This window comes from Zhongshania aliphaticivorans (assembly GCF_902705875.1).
Classification (GTDB): domain Bacteria; phylum Pseudomonadota; class Gammaproteobacteria; order Pseudomonadales; family Spongiibacteraceae; genus Spongiibacter; species Spongiibacter aliphaticivorans_A.
On record NZ_CACSIK010000002.1, the window covers coordinates 41,802 to 56,741 of the forward strand.

Below are 14,940 nucleotides of genomic sequence, written 5' to 3' on the forward strand. Positions count from 1 at the left end.
CGTGTTTTGGCAATCTAGGGAGTGTAACGGGAGATAGTAACGGAAACAAAAAAGGGCAGCCAGAGCTGCCCTTTTGCTAATACAGTAAAACCGTATTATTTACTTAGTGACTTACGAATTTGCTGTAAAGTCCGAAGCTGTGCTGAAGCTGCAGCCAGCTGAGCTGACGCGCGAGTGTAATCAACATCTGCACTCTGATCCAACATTGCCTGCTGAGCACTCTTTTGTGCACTACTTGCCGCTGCCTCATCAAGGTCACCGGCGCGTATAGCGGTGTCTGCCAGAATACTGACCACATTGGGCTGTACTTCTAAAAAACCACCTGACACATAAAAGATAACCTCTTCACCATTATCTTGTACGATTCGTACAGGACCAGGTTCTAAGGACGTCAGCAACGGTGCGTGACCATAGGTCACCCCCAGGTCACCCTGAGTACCGTTTGCAACAATTAGCTTGGCACGACCAGAGAACAACTCTGCTTCTGCACTCACAATGTCACAATGAATAGTCATAGCCATATTTTAGCCTCTTAGGCGTAAAGCTCGTTTACACGAGCTTACAGTTTAGCTGCTTTTTCGATTGCTTCGTCAATGGTACCAACCATGTAGAAAGCCTGCTCTGGCAAGTGATCGTAATCACCATTCAGAATTCCACTAAAGCCAGCAATTGTGTCTTTCAATGACACGTATTTACCTGGGCTACCAGTGAAGATTTCAGCAACATGGAAAGGCTGTGACAAGAAGCGTTCGATTTTACGAGCACGCTCTACTGTCGTTTTGTCTTCTTCTGACAATTCGTCCATACCAAGTATCGCGATGATGTCTTTCAGTTCTTTATAACGCTGAAGAACATTCTGAACACCACGTGCCACTTCGTAATGCTCTTGACCAATGATTAAAGGGTCAAGCTGACGTGAAGTTGAATCAAGTGGATCAACTGCAGGGTAAATACCTTTTGCTGCAATATCACGACTCAGTACAACGGTTGAGTCTAAGTGAGCAAAGGTGGTTGCAGGTGATGGGTCAGTCAAGTCATCTGCAGGTACGTATACCGCTTGGATAGACGTGATAGAACCAGTTTTGGTTGAAGTGATACGCTCCTGAAGAACACCCATCTCTTCTGCCAATGTAGGCTGGTAACCAACCGCTGAAGGCATACGACCTAGCAGTGCTGATACTTCGGTACCGGCCAAGGTATAACGGTAGATGTTGTCGACAAACAACAGTACGTCACGACCTTCGTCACGGAATTTTTCAGCCATGGTCAAGCCAGTTAGTGCAACGCGCAAACGGTTACCCGGTGGCTCGTTCATCTGACCGTAAACCATTGCTACTTTAGATTTGCTGAAGTCTTCAACGTTTACAACGCCAGCTTCCTGCATCTCGTGGTAGAAATCGTTACCTTCACGAGTACGCTCACCAACACCGGCGAATACAGATAAACCACTGTGCTCAGTTGCGATGTTGTTGATCAATTCCATCATGTTTACGGTTTTACCAACACCAGCACCACCGAAGAGACCAACTTTACCACCCTTAGCAAATGGGCAAACCAAGTCGATAACTTTGATACCTGTTTCTAACAGGTCAGAAGAAGCCGCAAGCTCTTCATAAGCTGGTGCTTTACGGTGAATTGGCATGCGCTCTTGTTCACCGATTGGGCCACACTCATCGATTGGATTACCAAGTACATCCATGATCCGACCTAGGGTTTCGATGCCCACAGGTACTTTGATCTTATCGTTGGTGTTGTTAACGTCTAGGCCACGACGCAATCCTTCAGAAGAACCTAGGGCGATGGTGCGAACTACGCCGTCTCCTAATTGCTGTTGCACTTCCAGGGTCAGACCGCTGTCAGAAACCAACAGTGCATCATAGACCTGTGGTACCGCATCGCGTGGAAATTCCACGTCGATAACGGCGCCGATAACTTGTACGATACGTCCGCTACTCATATCCGGTTCCTCTTCAAAACCTTAAATAATCAAATTCTGTTTCAGTGGTGAAATTTTTACGACGCTACCGCCGCTGCACCACTCACGATTTCTGACAGTTCTTGGGTAATTGCCGCCTGACGTGCTTTGTTATAAACCAGCTGCAATCCGTCGATAATATCGCCGGCATTGTCGGTCGCGTTTTTCATTGCGATCATTCGTGCTGCTTGTTCACAAGCGCCGTTTTCAACTACTGTTTGATACACTTGTGACTCTACATAACGAGTCAATAAGCCTTCTAGTAGTTCTTCAGGGCTGGGCTCGTAAATATAATCCCAGTGATGTTTCAAACTGTCATCTTGCTCAGCTTCTAACGGCAGTAACTGGTTTACAAACGGGCTTTGAGTCATGGTATTAACAAACTCATTACCTACCAGATACAGACGATCAATTTTACCTTCGCCGTAAGCGTCGAGCATAATTTTCACACTGCCAATCAAATCAGCAACGCTGGGTGCTTCACCCATGTCTTTTGCCGCAGCAACAACGTTGCCACCGTAGCTCTTGAAAAATGCACTGGCTTTACTACCAATAACACATAGATCAATTTCTACGTTCTTCTCTGACCATTCCTGCATTGATTTAATGGCTTTTTTGAATACATTGGTATTCAAGCCACCGCACAAGCCGCGGTCAGTAGAGACAATAACGTAACCGACGCGTTTAACTTCCCGCTCAGTCATATACTGATGACGGTACTCTGGATTTGCATTGGCGATATGACCTACCACGGCGCGCATGCGCTGTGCGTAGGGTTTACCCAATTCCATGCGATCTTGAGCTCTACGCATTTTACTTGCCGCCACCATTTCCATGGCGCTAGTAATTTTTTGCGTGCTCTTGATGCTGGATATTTGGGTGCGTATCTCTTTTGCACCTGCCATGATTCAACAATCCTCAAGCAGAAAAGCTGCGCTTGCGCGCAGCTTAACGTCTTACCAAGTCTGAGTAGCTACGAACTTTTCAACAAGTTCTTTGAACTTGCCTTCTAGCTCCGCGTTCCAGTTACCGCTGTCGTTGATTTCTTTCATTACCGAGGCATATTCGCTGTTGGCGTAAGAAAGGATTGCTGATTCAAAATCGAGAATCTTAGCAACTTCAACGTTTTTAAGATGACCTTCGTTAGCGCAGTACAAAGACAGACCCATTTCAGCAATACTGAGAGGGCTGTACTGTTTCTGCTTCATCAGTTCGGTAACGCGCTCACCTTGTGATAACTGTGCTTTAGTCGCTTCATCAAGATCAGATGCGAACTGAGAGAACGCTGCCAATTCACGGTATTGAGCCAACGCAGTACGAATACCACCAGACAATTTCTTAATAATTTTTGTCTGTGCTGCACCACCAACCCGCGATACCGAAATACCGGCGTTCATTGCTGGGCGGATACCCGCGTTGAACATGTCAGTTTCGATGAAGATCTGACCATCGGTAATGGAGATTACGTTTGTTGGTACGAAAGCGGATACGTCACCGGCTTGGGTTTCGATAACAGGCAGAGCTGTTAATGAACCTGTTTTGCCTTTCACTTCACCGTTGGTGAACTTCTCAACGTACTCTTCAGATACACGAGCACCGCGCTCAAGTAGACGAGAGTGGAGATAAAATACATCACCAGGATAAGCTTCACGACCCGGTGGGCGGCGTAGCAAGAGTGAAATTTGACGGTAAGCCCAAGCTTGCTTGGTCAAATCATCATAAATAATCAGTGCGTCTTCGCCACGGTCACGGTAGTACTCACCGATAGTACAACCAGTAAACGGTGCAATGAACTGCATAGACGCTGGATCAGATGCGGTTGCCGCAACAACAACGGTGTGATCCATTGCGCCGTGCTCTTCTAACTTACGCACAACCGCTGCGATAGAAGATGCTTTCTGACCAATTGCAACGTAGACACATTTAATACCAGAAGACTTCTGGTTAATAATGGCATCGATTGCAACCGCTGTTTTACCAATCTGGCGGTCACCGATGATCAACTCACGCTGACCACGTCCGATGGGTACCATAGCATCAACAGCTTTAAGGCCGATCTGCACTGGCTGGTCTACCGATTTACGCCAAATTACACCAGGTGCAACTTTTTCAATTGCATCGGTGATTTTAGCGTTAATTGGGCCTTTACCATCGATTGGGTTACCCAGTGCGTCAACAACGCGACCTTGTAACTCAGGACCAACAGGTACTTCTAAAATACGACCTGTACATTTACAGGTTTGACCTTCAGCGATTCCTAAGTAGTCACCTAATACCACGGCACCTACCGAGTCACGCTCAAGGTTAAGGGCCATACCAAAACGGCCACCTTCAAACTCTATCATTTCACCGTACATCACTTCGGTTAAACCGTGGATACGTACGATACCGTCAGATACGGATACTACCGTGCCCTCATTCTGGGCTTCAGCAGACACATCTAATTTGTCGATGCGCTGTTTGATAATATCGCTAATCTCGGATGGATTCAGTTGCTGCATGCTCTGTTCCTCAATCCTATTCTCTAAACGCTCAGGAATTTATTGCTTCAGCGAGTTTCGCTAAGCGACCGCGCACCGAGCCATCTATTACCAAGTCACCTGCTTTCACAATAACACCACCCAGTAATGAAGGATCAGTGTTAGAGCAAACCTTGACTTCGCGTGCCAATTTTTTGCCTAAAACTTCAGCAAGACGCTTTTCAGACTCTGAGTCCAGCGCGAACGCTGTGGTCAGTTCTACATCCACTGTACGTTCTTGGATGGCCTTTTGCGCATCAAATAGTTCGCTTATAGTCGGGAGTAATCCCAAGCGCTTGTTCTCTGCGAGTATCTTAATGAAATTTTGTCCGCCAGCATTTAATGTATCCCCGCAAACGTCTATAAACGTTTGCGCTTGCTGTGCGGTTGTCATCGCCGGAGAACTTAAAAACTTCTGTACTTCCGGTTGTTGAGTAACGGCTGCTGCTGTTACCAGCATTACCGACCATTCACCCAACGCCGATGTAGCTAAAGCGTGCTCAAAAGCCGCTTTAGCATAGGGTCTAGCTGTTGTGCTTAATTCCGCCATGATCAACCTCGCTTAAAGGCTTGCGGCCAGCTTGTCGACCATGTCTTTATGAACAGACTCATCGATAGATGCTTCAAGCACTTTTTCAGCGCCAACCAAAGCAAGCGTAGCAACTTGTGAACGCAGTTGTTCTTTAGCGCGGTTCACATCTTGCTCAATCTGTGCTTCAGCAGCTGCTTTCAGGCGTTCGCCTTCAGTTCGTGCTACGTCTTTCGCTTCTTCAACGATCTGGCTAGCGCGTTTGTTAGCTGCATCAATAATGCCTGCCGCTTCCGTTTTCGCTTCGCGTAATTGCTTGGTCGCCTTTTCTTGAGCTAACTCAAGGTCGCGGCCAGCGCGATCCGCAGCATCCAGACCATCAGCGATTTGCTTTTCACGCTCGTCCATTGCTGTGCGAATAGCGCCCCATACAAATTTGTAGGAGAACCACACAAAGAACAGAAAGCTGATCGATTGTCCAATCAGTGTGAGATTAATATTCACGCCGATACCTCTGCTGTATGAATTTGCTGTTGGTGTTTTTTAGCTGCGTGCAATTATGCTGGCAAACCTGGAACAACAACAAACAGAACGTACATTGCAATACCAACGCCGATCATTGGAACCGCATCAAGCAGACCAGCGATAAGGAACATTTTACCTTGCAACATTGGCGCTAATTCTGGCTGACGTGCTGAACCTTCCAGCAACTTACCGCCCAAGATTGCAAAACCAATTGCAGTACCCAGTGCGCCGAAACCAATCATTAATGCAACAGCGATCAGTGCTAAACCCATGGTAGTTCTCCTACTTTCAACTTTAAGTTAATAAAAATGGTAATCAATGAAACTGGTCTTCTTCTTCAATTTGGTGTGCTGTAGCCATGTAGACGATCGTTAACACCATGAAGACGAATGCTTGCAGCGTAATTACAAGAATGTGGAATACTGCCCACGCCCACTGTAATACCCCAGCGAATATCCCTAATACCAAGCCGGCACCAAACATAGTCGCAATCAAAATAAAGATCATTTCACCGGCATACATGTTGCCGAACAACCGAAGACCTAGAGAAATTGGCTTAGAAATCCAAGAGATAGCTTCTAGCGCGAAGTTTATCGGCACCAGTAAAATATTTACATACCACTTTGGACTATGGAAAGGGTGCAAGGTCAACTCTTTAACAAAGCCCATAAATCCTTTTTTGGCGATGGTAAAGTAAACCATCAAGCCAAATACTGTGAAGCCCATACCCAAAGTCACGTTTGGATCTGTTGTGGGGACAACTTTAAAGAAGAAATGCGGATTACCTGTAACCCAACCCATAAAAGCGGGGATCCAATCTACGGGTACCAAATCCATGGTATTCATTAGAATGATCCACATAAAAATAGTTAGTGCCATTGGCGCGATCATGGCATTTTTATGATGGAAGCCGTCTTTTACAGTTTGATCAATGAAACCAATGATCATTTCTAATAAGTTTTGTGATCCGCGTGGAACACCGCTATGGGCGCGCTTAGCAATACGGGCAAAGATCAACAAAAACAAAAAGCCCAAACCTATAGACCACAACATTGAGTCAACATGGATTGCCATAAAACCCATTGCTGCTGCTTCAACACTGCTGTGAGCTAATGTCCATGTATCTTGTGTTAGTACTTCGTGCACATGTCCTGATTCATCAAGACGTTCGTAGCCAGCAGGAAGTTTCCCATAGGTAAGGTTTGTAAGATGGTGCTGGATATAACCAACGGTAGTTTGCGATTCACCTGCCATGTGTCACTCTCGTAAATGTTAACGCGTTGACCAAATTTTCAATTCTTTTTGCCTAATACTGCATAACGAGCAAGTATTACAGCGTTTAACAGCATAACGAACAGATATGCCAAAAATACTACAAATACATGTAAGGGCTGAACAAATATAAACGTTGCAGCAAATAACACCAATGTGGTCACAAATTTTCCGGTTTCACCCCGATAGAAAGACCGAGATACTTCGCGTGCGAATGCCGCACCAGTGTAAAGAAATACTTGGCGCGCGAAATATGCATTCGGCACTACGGAAATCATTCCCCCGATAAATAATGAATAAGCCATAATCTTATCCAAGGGAATCAGCATGACGCTGACAAATAAAACAAGAGCACATTGAAAACTGTATATTTTCAGTATCGGTGGTCGACTAATTTTATGGACAGTACGGGGGCTCTCCCGCTCTTTTACCACTGCCATGCCATCACCACTTACGCCTTTTGAGGCCGATTTTGTACTTGTTCTGCTTGTCCAAAACGGGGCGAATTATAGGGACTATATGATCAATGTTCAACCAATTTAAAATTTCATAGTGGTAATGTTATGTATTCATCAAATCTATTTAAGTCTATGGAATCAGTAATTTACCTAGGTCAACAACATGTAACTTAGTTAAAAACACCACATAATGTAAGGTTTTTTCCTTCTGTACACAAAATAAGCTATTTAATGTGCTTTAGAATCCCATCTAGCTCTTCTAGATTAGAGTATTTAACCGTTAATGTGCCACGACCTTTTGCTGTGTATTGAATAGTTACTGGTGAACCTAACTTTTCAGACAAACTTTCTTGCAGCTGTTTTACATCAGGATCTAAGGTCATTGCCTTTTTTGATTTATCAGCTGTATTTTCTTCTGCGAGGCGCCTAACCAAGGCTTCTGTTTGTCTTACTGATAATCCTTTGCTAACCACTGTGGATGCAGCTGAGGATTGCTGTTCTTGAGCTACACCCAGTAAAGCACGAGCGTGGCCCATTTCAATATCACCATTTTCGAGTAATTTCTGTACCTCTTCGCGTAGACCCGTAAGGCGTAGTAAATTGGTGATTGTAGTGCGAGATTTCCCCACTAATTGGGCAATTTCCGCATGGGTTAATTCAAATTCCTTTTGTAAGCGCACCATTGCTAGCGCTTCTTCCATAGGATTAAGGTCTTCACGTTGTAAATTTTCTATCAGTGCCATTGCCGCGGCGGCTTCGTCTGGCACGTCTCGGATTAAAGCTGGAACTGAATCCAATCCGGCAAGTTGCGATGCTCGCCACCTGCGTTCACCCGCGATAATTTCATAACGATCGGTATCAATTGGTCGCACAACAATGGGCTGCATGATGCCTTGTGACCGAATAGAGTTTGCTAGCTCTTCCAAAGCTTCTGGCTGCATATCACGACGTGGCTGGTAGCGGCCACGTTGCATATATTCAATGGGGAGATTGCGTAGCGTGCCATCGCTGGGTACTGATGTTTCATGAGCGCCCGAATCACTTGGCGCATCATTACTTGTATTAGCGACTGTGCTTATCTCCACCGGGTCCGCCGCCGATGCGCCAAGTAGTGCATCCAGCCCGCGGCCCAATCCTCTTTTTTTAACCATTAATCTGTTCAGCCTGTGTGTTAGCGCCCGATGCGGTAGTAGTATCTGCCGCCACCGCGCGACGTAGTACTTCTCCTGCCAATGCTAAGTAAGCTAGGGCACCTTTTGATTGTTTATCATAAAATAAAATAGGCAAACCATGGCTTGGGGCTTCAGCAAGCCTGACATTACGTGGAATTACGGTGCTATATACTTTATCGCCAAAATGACGACGCAATTCATCGGTAACTTGATTCGTTAAACTATTGCGACCATCGTACATGGTTCGCAATAGACCCTCTATTTCTAAACCGGGGTTAATTAACTGCTTAACTCTATTGATGGTATTTACCAGTGCGCTTAATCCCTCCAATGCATAATACTCACACTGCATGGGAATGATCACGCCGGTGGCGGCGGCAAGTGCGTTTACAGTCAGCATGTTCAATGATGGCGGGCAGTCTATTAGAATATAATCATATTGTTGTGCGACGAGGGCTAATGCTTCACGCAGACGAAACTCTCTGCCAATCTCATTGATCAACTCTACTTCGGCAGCAGTAAGGTCTTGATTAGCAGGTAATACCGAGAAGCCACTTTCCGGCGCCGATACAATGCACTCAGTAATTGGTTTACTGGCTACAAGTACATCGTAAACAGAGTTTTCTAAGCTACTTTTGTCAATACCACAACCCATTGTGGCGTTTCCTTGAGGATCAAGGTCTACCAATAAAATGCGGCGTTTGGTTGCAGCTAAAGATGCGGCTAAATTTACGCTCGTCGTGGTTTTACCGACACCACCTTTCTGATTGGTAATTGCGTATACCTTAGCCACTGGATTTTCCTTAAATTTGACTTTACAGCCACTGGATTAGCGGCGTGCGAGCACTAATAGATGCCTCTCTTCGTCAACATTTGGCACCGACAACGAATAAGAATGTTCGACGATAAAGTGTTTTGGAACTTGACTCAACTCTGTTTCAGGGAAAATACCTTTCATAGCGTAAAGTTTACCCCCTGGTAAAAGATGCTTTTCACACCCCGTTACCATATCTTGCAGGGAGGCAAATGCACGTGATAACACACCATCATAAGCGGATTCTGGCGTAAAAAGCTCAACTCGCTCAGTATGTACACTGACATTTTCAAGTTTCAGCTGCTGGCGGACCTCTATCAAAAATCGCGTTTTTTTACCGTTACTATCCAATAAAGAAAAGTGCTTTTCAGGGTATAAGATGGCAAGTGGAATACCTGGTAAACCAGCGCCAGTACCTACATCTAAATAACGCATGGCGTTGATATACGGCGCAATACTTAAACTATCAAGGAGATGTTTACTAACCATCATTGCCGGATCGCGAATTGCGGTAAGGTTATAGGCCTTATTCCACTTTTGCAGCAAGTTAAGGTAGCTGATTAATAATTCACTTTGCGCATCACTAACATTGATATCTAAATCTGCTATTCCAGCAAGAAGCCTATTTTTTAATCCTTCCACTCAGGCTGATTTCCTATCTAACAAACCGCGTTTTTTCAAATATATCAATAGTAAAGAGACAGCCGCAGGAGTAACCCCTGGTATCCGAGATGCTTGCGCCAGCGTCATTGGCCTTGTGCTAGCTAATTTTTGCTTTACTTCGTTTGATAGGCCTTCGATAACACTATAATCAAAATCCAAAGGTAGTTTGGTGTTTTCATAGCGGCGTAAGCGGTCTATTTCTTCCTGTTGTCTACCAATATAACCTGCGTATTTAATTCCAATTTCTATTTGCTCAGCGACTTGCTCACTGACTTTAGACTCTGGTTCAGCGACTAAAGCAGCTAGGTCGTTGTATTTTAGTTCAGGCCGTTTTAGCAATTCTAATAAATTGTATTCATGGCTAAGCGGTTTTTCGATCTTGGTCATTAACGACTTGGCTGCTTCACTATTGGGCTGTATCCAGAATGAGGCTAACCGTGCACGTTCTTGTTCAATACCTTCTCTTTTTTCACAGAAAGCAGCCCAGCGAACATCATCAACCAAGCCCAGCTCGCGGCCTTTTTCTGTTAATCGAATATCCGCATTGTCTTCACGTAATAACAAACGATATTCGGCCCGTGAGGTGAACATACGATAAGGCTCTTTGGTGCCCATCGTAATTAAATCATCAACTAAAACACCGATATAAGCTTCATCGCGTCGAGGACACCATGACTCACGACCTTGTGCAAGTAAAGCTGCGTTGGCTCCGGCTAATAATCCTTGTGCAGCAGCTTCCTCGTAACCCGTGGTGCCATTAATTTGCCCAGCAAAAAATAAACCAGCCACAAATTTAGTTTCTAAAGAGTACTTTAAGTCTCTTGGTTCAAAATAATCGTACTCAATAGCGTATCCAGGCCGAGTCATGTGAGCATTTTCAAAACCTTTGATCGAGCGGACTAAATTAAGCTGAACATCAAAAGGTAAGCTTGTAGATATCCCATTTGGATAGAGCTCATGTGTGTTCAATCCCTCTGGCTCTATAAAAATCTGATGTGAATCTTTATCGGCAAAGCGATGTACTTTATCTTCAATAGAAGGACAATAACGAGGGCCAATTCCTTCGATAACCCCAGTGTACATGGGAGATCGATCTAGACCAGATCGAATTATATCGTGGCTTCTACTGTTGGTATGAGTAATCCAGCAACAAACCTGTTCAGGATGCTGACTTTGATTCCCCAAATAAGACATAACAGGTCTTGGCGTGTCCCCCCATTGAGATTCTAAGCCATCAAAATTAACTGTTTTTGCATCAATTCTCGGTGGAGTGCCGGTTTTAAGTCTATCAACTCGGAAAGGAAGTTCTCGTAAGCGAGTCGCAAGCGCTAAAGATGGTGGATCACCAGCTCTACCTCCACTGTGATTATCAAGACCAATATGGATTTTTCCACCAAGGAACGTGCCTGCGGTCAAAACAACAGTTTTACTAAAAAATTTCAGTCCTATATTGGTTACAACACCACGGACTTGATTGTTATCAACGATAAGATCGTCAACTGCTTGCTGGAAAATAGCTAGATTTTCTTGGTTTTCAAGAATACTACGTATAGCAGCTTTATAAAGGACTCTATCAGCTTGCGCCCTTGTTGCTCTTACAGCAGGTCCTTTGCGTGCATTTAATACTCTGAATTGGATGCCACCCAAGTCTGTTGCTTTAGCCATAGCTCCGCCTAAAGCATCAATTTCCTTTACAAGATGACTCTTTCCAATACCACCAATTGCGGGATTGCAGGACATTTGACCTAAGGTTTCAATGTTATGGGTTAATAAGAGTGTGGAACAACCCATTCTGGCTGCAGCGAGCGCGGCTTCAGTACCGGCATGACCACCACCTATAACAATAACATCGTAGTTCTGCGGATAATCCACAAGGCACCTGAAGAAGTTTAGAGAAGAAGACGCGAAATTATACTTGGATCTCTGAGTCCTGCAATGAATTGGTGATATTTTAATCAATTGCATTTCTATAATATAAGTATATATATTCTAATATCTTTGTTTACTTATGTTTAATGTAATTATTAAGAACAGCTTGTTTTGTTGATAAGTTAACTATCTTATTGATAATAAAAGACTTTGTTGGTTTATAACTACCTGTTTTATCCACATATAAGTTGTCAAATTCATGGATACCCCTTGTGGGTGAAATGTGGGTAAGTTTATCTTTATTTTTAGCTTGTGGATAAGTCGTTGTTTGATGGGTACTTACCCACGGTCTTAGGGGAGCTTGTACCGAGATATTCAGTAGAGATAATAGCTCATCTTCTCTTTAAGAATATTGAGGGAAACGGGTTTACTTAGAAAATCATTCATTCCAACGGAGAAGCAGCGTTTTTTGTCTTCTTGAATGTTGTTTGCTGTTAGGGCGATGATGGGGATAGTCGAATATTTCTTGTTTGCGCGTATTTGAACACTTGCTTCATAGCCATCCATTATGGGCATTTGTAAATCCATTAGAATGATATCTACATTTTGATTTTGTAACTCAGTTAAACATTCTTCGCCATTGTTTGCTGTTATCGCTAGCATACCCCAGCGTTTCACTATACTAGCCACTAACATTTGGTTTATTGGATTATCTTCAACAATCAGTACTTTTTTACCAACGAGTATATTTTTTTGCTCTTCAGTATTATTAACAGGAAGTTGTTTTGATTCGTATCGGCAAATCCATCTAACAGTAAATGTTGTACCTTTACCGAGGCTGCTTTCCATTGTAATGTCTGCATTTTTTAACTCGCAGAGTCGTTTAACAATGGCTAGACCTAAGCCCGATCCACTGTAGCGGCGTTGATTTGATCCATCTACTTGACGAAAGCTGTCAAAAATAATTTTGTGGTCTGTTTCCTTAATACCAACTCCGGTATCAGCTACAGTAAGTGTTATTTGTATATTTTCGTCATTCAATTTCTTACCATTTAGGGTGATATCTATTGACCCTGTGTGTGTAAATTTAACGGCATTAGCGGTTAAATTAAGAATGATTTGACGTATACGGGTGCTGTCTCCATAAATATTAATAGATTGAAGTTCATCAGCAATTTTATAATTGAAATCAACACCTTTGCTTTTAGATTCGAGAGCTAGCGGTGTTAGTGACATTTCAAATAAAGAAGAGGGTGAAAATAGTTGCCTATCTAGTTTAATGTCACCTTTTTCAATATTTGAATAATCAAGTATATTGTTAACGATATTAAGTAAATGCTCACTAGAATGAGTAGCTATATTAATATATTTACTTTGTTCCTCGCTTAGAGGAGTTGTTGTTAATAGTTGTAGCATACCCAAGGCACCATTTAGAGGTGTTCTCAATTCATGGGTCATTGTTGCTAAAAATAAACCTTTCGCTTTATTTGCCTCATCAGCTTCTGTTTTAGCTAATTGTAGTTGTTCAAGACGATTCGTTATTTCATGTTGTTGTTTTTCTAAGCTTTGTGCCATTTCATTTATATTTTTTTGTAAATCACCCATCTCACCTTGTTCTATAACATTAATTCTTTCACCTAGCTCTCCAGAAGCTATATTCTTAGTGAAATTCTTAATTTCGGCTAATGGTTGAGATAATCTTCTGCTTATAATCCAGGCCACATAGATACAAATTATAATTGAAAGTACACCAATCAAACTTGACACTAAAATTATCTTACGCTGAAGTTTTAATAAGGTATTTTTTGATTGCTTTATAATTACTTCACCAATCTTGTTTCTTGGACCTAATACAGACGTTTTTTCTCCAGTGAATGAATCGCTGATCTCTATATTACTTTGATATATGGGGATAGTTACTGTGTTGAATTCTCCCAGTATATTTTTCTCAACACTTACATTGTCCTTAGAGATGAAGTTATTGACAGTAATAGAAGAAATTTCTCGAATTAATGCAGATTTCATTATTTCTATTAATTGAGAGTTATTGCCGCTTATAATTGCTAGTTCACTTGATGCTGCTATGTTTTCTGCTATACGTATTGCAATTTCTTTTTGACTAAATGCTGCATCATTTAATCGCGTAATCAGTGAATAAGTGAATAGTGATATAAAAACAATGAGTGCTGGTGATATTCCAGCAATAAGTATTTGTTGAAATAATGTGTTCTTTTTAAATCCTAGTAATCTCACTTATTATCCCCTTGGTTGAGAATAATATTTTCTAAGGTTTCTTCATTATCAATAATAAGACCTAAAGACTCGGCTACACTATAATTTATTTTCACTTTAAATTTACTTGGGTATTGTGACGGGGGTAATTTATTACTATCAATATAATTATTGATCATTGCGATTAAGTCATCTGCATACTGGCTAGGTGAAGAGAGTATTGTTCCTAGGGCTCCAGCTATAACAAATCCTTCTGTTGGACCAATAATAACTGTTTGGTGCCTATAACTACTTAGTAGGATTGGTCTTATTGTTTTTGAATTAAAAATATCATTTTCTGATGTGGCAATAAGAATGTCATTACTTTGAATTAACTTGTTTATACTTCTTATTATATTTTTTTCTACTATCTTTGTTTTATTTATTGTCAATGATTCTGTTATTTTAGTCAGTTCTGATATTTCATTTTCGTATCGCTCATCTTTGTAAGCTACACCTATTTTTTTAACTTCATTACCAAATATAGCTTGTATTAATGACAATTGCCTTGATAAAGGCTGATCTGAAAATAATGCAGATGATTTGATTAATTCTAATTTTTGATAATTTTTAGAATTAACATACAAGGCAAATCTAGCTTTGTAGTTTTTTTCATTAAGTAGTGGTATTAGTTTTTCAGAAACAATAACTAATATATCACCTTGTTTATTGTCATCAGGTAAACTATTTATATATGTGTTTACTGTATATTTTTCACTAGAATCTATCTTTTTTGATAATCTATCTAATATTTCATTATTATTAGGTAAAATTAGGTCGACTGTCATTCCTCTATCATCGTTACTGTAGGATAACGTTGATAGAGAAAGTAGGGTAATTGTTAATAATCCATATAGTAAATTTTTCAAGAAG

15 protein-coding genes are annotated in these 14,940 nt (G+C 42.1%); all 15 read right to left on the reverse strand.

From position 1 onward, the window contains the following. Positions 1-95: 95 nt before the first annotated feature. A complete protein-coding gene (locus AELLOGFF_RS13650) occupies positions 96-521 on the reverse strand; it encodes a F0F1 ATP synthase subunit epsilon (protein WP_159269458.1) in 426 nt (141 codons plus the stop codon). Between the two features lie 38 nt (positions 522-559). After that, entirely contained in the window at positions 560-1,957 is a 1,398-nt protein-coding gene (gene atpD, locus AELLOGFF_RS13655) for a F0F1 ATP synthase subunit beta (RefSeq protein ID WP_159269459.1), read from the reverse strand. Positions 1,958-2,013: 56 nt separating this feature from the next. Then, positions 2,014-2,880 (reverse strand): F0F1 ATP synthase subunit gamma, encoded by an 867-nt coding sequence (atpG, locus tag AELLOGFF_RS13660; protein ID WP_159269460.1) that lies wholly within the window; start codon positions 2,878-2,880, stop codon positions 2,014-2,016. Positions 2,881-2,931: 51 nt separating this feature from the next. Further along, entirely contained in the window at positions 2,932-4,476 is a 1,545-nt protein-coding gene (gene atpA, locus AELLOGFF_RS13665; protein ID WP_159269461.1) for a F0F1 ATP synthase subunit alpha, read from the reverse strand. A 31-nt stretch (positions 4,477-4,507) separates the two neighbouring features. After that, on the reverse strand, positions 4,508-5,044 hold the full coding sequence (locus tag AELLOGFF_RS13670) for a F0F1 ATP synthase subunit delta (RefSeq protein ID WP_159269462.1): 537 nt from the start codon (positions 5,042-5,044) through the stop codon (positions 4,508-4,510). A 12-nt stretch (positions 5,045-5,056) separates the two neighbouring features. Then, the gene (locus AELLOGFF_RS13675) at positions 5,057-5,527 is read right to left on the reverse strand and encodes a F0F1 ATP synthase subunit B (protein ID WP_159269463.1); all 471 of its coding nucleotides are present in this window, start codon (positions 5,525-5,527) and stop codon (positions 5,057-5,059) included. Between the two features lie 53 nt (positions 5,528-5,580). Further along, positions 5,581-5,820 (reverse strand): F0F1 ATP synthase subunit C, encoded by a 240-nt coding sequence (atpE, locus tag AELLOGFF_RS13680; protein WP_008253083.1) that lies wholly within the window; start codon positions 5,818-5,820, stop codon positions 5,581-5,583. Between the two features lie 43 nt (positions 5,821-5,863). Next, on the reverse strand, positions 5,864-6,802 hold the full coding sequence (atpB, locus tag AELLOGFF_RS13685) for a F0F1 ATP synthase subunit A (protein ID WP_159269464.1): 939 nt from the start codon (positions 6,800-6,802) through the stop codon (positions 5,864-5,866). Between the two features lie 38 nt (positions 6,803-6,840). Then, positions 6,841-7,260: an ATP synthase subunit I gene (locus AELLOGFF_RS13690; RefSeq protein WP_159269465.1), complete on the reverse strand. Its 420-nt coding sequence runs from the start codon at positions 7,258-7,260 to the stop codon at positions 6,841-6,843. 242 nt (positions 7,261-7,502) lie between these two features. Further along, positions 7,503-8,429, reverse strand: coding sequence for a ParB/RepB/Spo0J family partition protein (locus tag AELLOGFF_RS13695; protein ID WP_159269466.1), 927 nt, complete (start codon positions 8,427-8,429; stop codon positions 7,503-7,505). Beyond that, positions 8,422-9,243: a ParA family protein gene (locus AELLOGFF_RS13700; protein ID WP_159269467.1), complete on the reverse strand. Its 822-nt coding sequence runs from the start codon at positions 9,241-9,243 to the stop codon at positions 8,422-8,424. Before AELLOGFF_RS13700 ends, AELLOGFF_RS13695 begins: the two co-directional genes overlap by 8 nt. A gap of 36 nt (positions 9,244-9,279) precedes the next feature. After that, positions 9,280-9,906, reverse strand: coding sequence for a 16S rRNA (guanine(527)-N(7))-methyltransferase RsmG (gene rsmG / locus AELLOGFF_RS13705; RefSeq protein WP_159269468.1), 627 nt, complete (start codon positions 9,904-9,906; stop codon positions 9,280-9,282). Next, positions 9,907-11,799: a tRNA uridine-5-carboxymethylaminomethyl(34) synthesis enzyme MnmG gene (gene mnmG / locus AELLOGFF_RS13710; protein WP_159269757.1), complete on the reverse strand. Its 1,893-nt coding sequence runs from the start codon at positions 11,797-11,799 to the stop codon at positions 9,907-9,909. It abuts the gene before it with no gap. A gap of 372 nt (positions 11,800-12,171) precedes the next feature. Next, complete coding sequence (locus AELLOGFF_RS13715; protein WP_159269469.1) at positions 12,172-14,049, reverse strand: ATP-binding protein; 1,878 nt, start codon at positions 14,047-14,049, stop codon at positions 12,172-12,174. Beyond that, positions 14,046-14,936 (reverse strand): hypothetical protein, encoded by an 891-nt coding sequence (locus AELLOGFF_RS13720; RefSeq protein ID WP_159269470.1) that lies wholly within the window; start codon positions 14,934-14,936, stop codon positions 14,046-14,048. The genes AELLOGFF_RS13715 and AELLOGFF_RS13720 overlap by 4 nt, the downstream gene beginning before the upstream one ends. Positions 14,937-14,940 lie beyond the last annotated feature (4 nt).

What these genes read in the sequence shown, in the direction of transcription:
- AELLOGFF_RS13650 (WP_159269458.1), bottom strand. Translation starts at nt 521, where the DNA reads ATGGCTATGACTATTCATTGTGACATTGTGAGTGCAGAAGCAGAGTTG.
- atpB (WP_159269464.1), bottom strand. Translation starts at nt 6,802, where the DNA reads ATGGCAGGTGAATCGCAAACTACCGTTGGTTATATCCAGCACCATCTT.
- atpG (WP_159269460.1), bottom strand. Translation starts at nt 2,880, where the DNA reads ATGGCAGGTGCAAAAGAGATACGCACCCAAATATCCAGCATCAAGAGC.
- AELLOGFF_RS13695 (WP_159269466.1), bottom strand. Translation starts at nt 8,429, where the DNA reads ATGGTTAAAAAAAGAGGATTGGGCCGCGGGCTGGATGCACTACTTGGC.
- atpD (WP_159269459.1), bottom strand. Translation starts at nt 1,957, where the DNA reads ATGAGTAGCGGACGTATCGTACAAGTTATCGGCGCCGTTATCGACGTG.
- atpA (WP_159269461.1), bottom strand. Translation starts at nt 4,476, where the DNA reads ATGCAGCAACTGAATCCATCCGAGATTAGCGATATTATCAAACAGCGC.
- AELLOGFF_RS13690 (WP_159269465.1), bottom strand. Translation starts at nt 7,260, where the DNA reads ATGGCAGTGGTAAAAGAGCGGGAGAGCCCCCGTACTGTCCATAAAATT.
- AELLOGFF_RS13670 (WP_159269462.1), bottom strand. Translation starts at nt 5,044, where the DNA reads ATGGCGGAATTAAGCACAACAGCTAGACCCTATGCTAAAGCGGCTTTT.
- atpE (WP_008253083.1), bottom strand. Translation starts at nt 5,820, where the DNA reads ATGGGTTTAGCACTGATCGCTGTTGCATTAATGATTGGTTTCGGCGCA.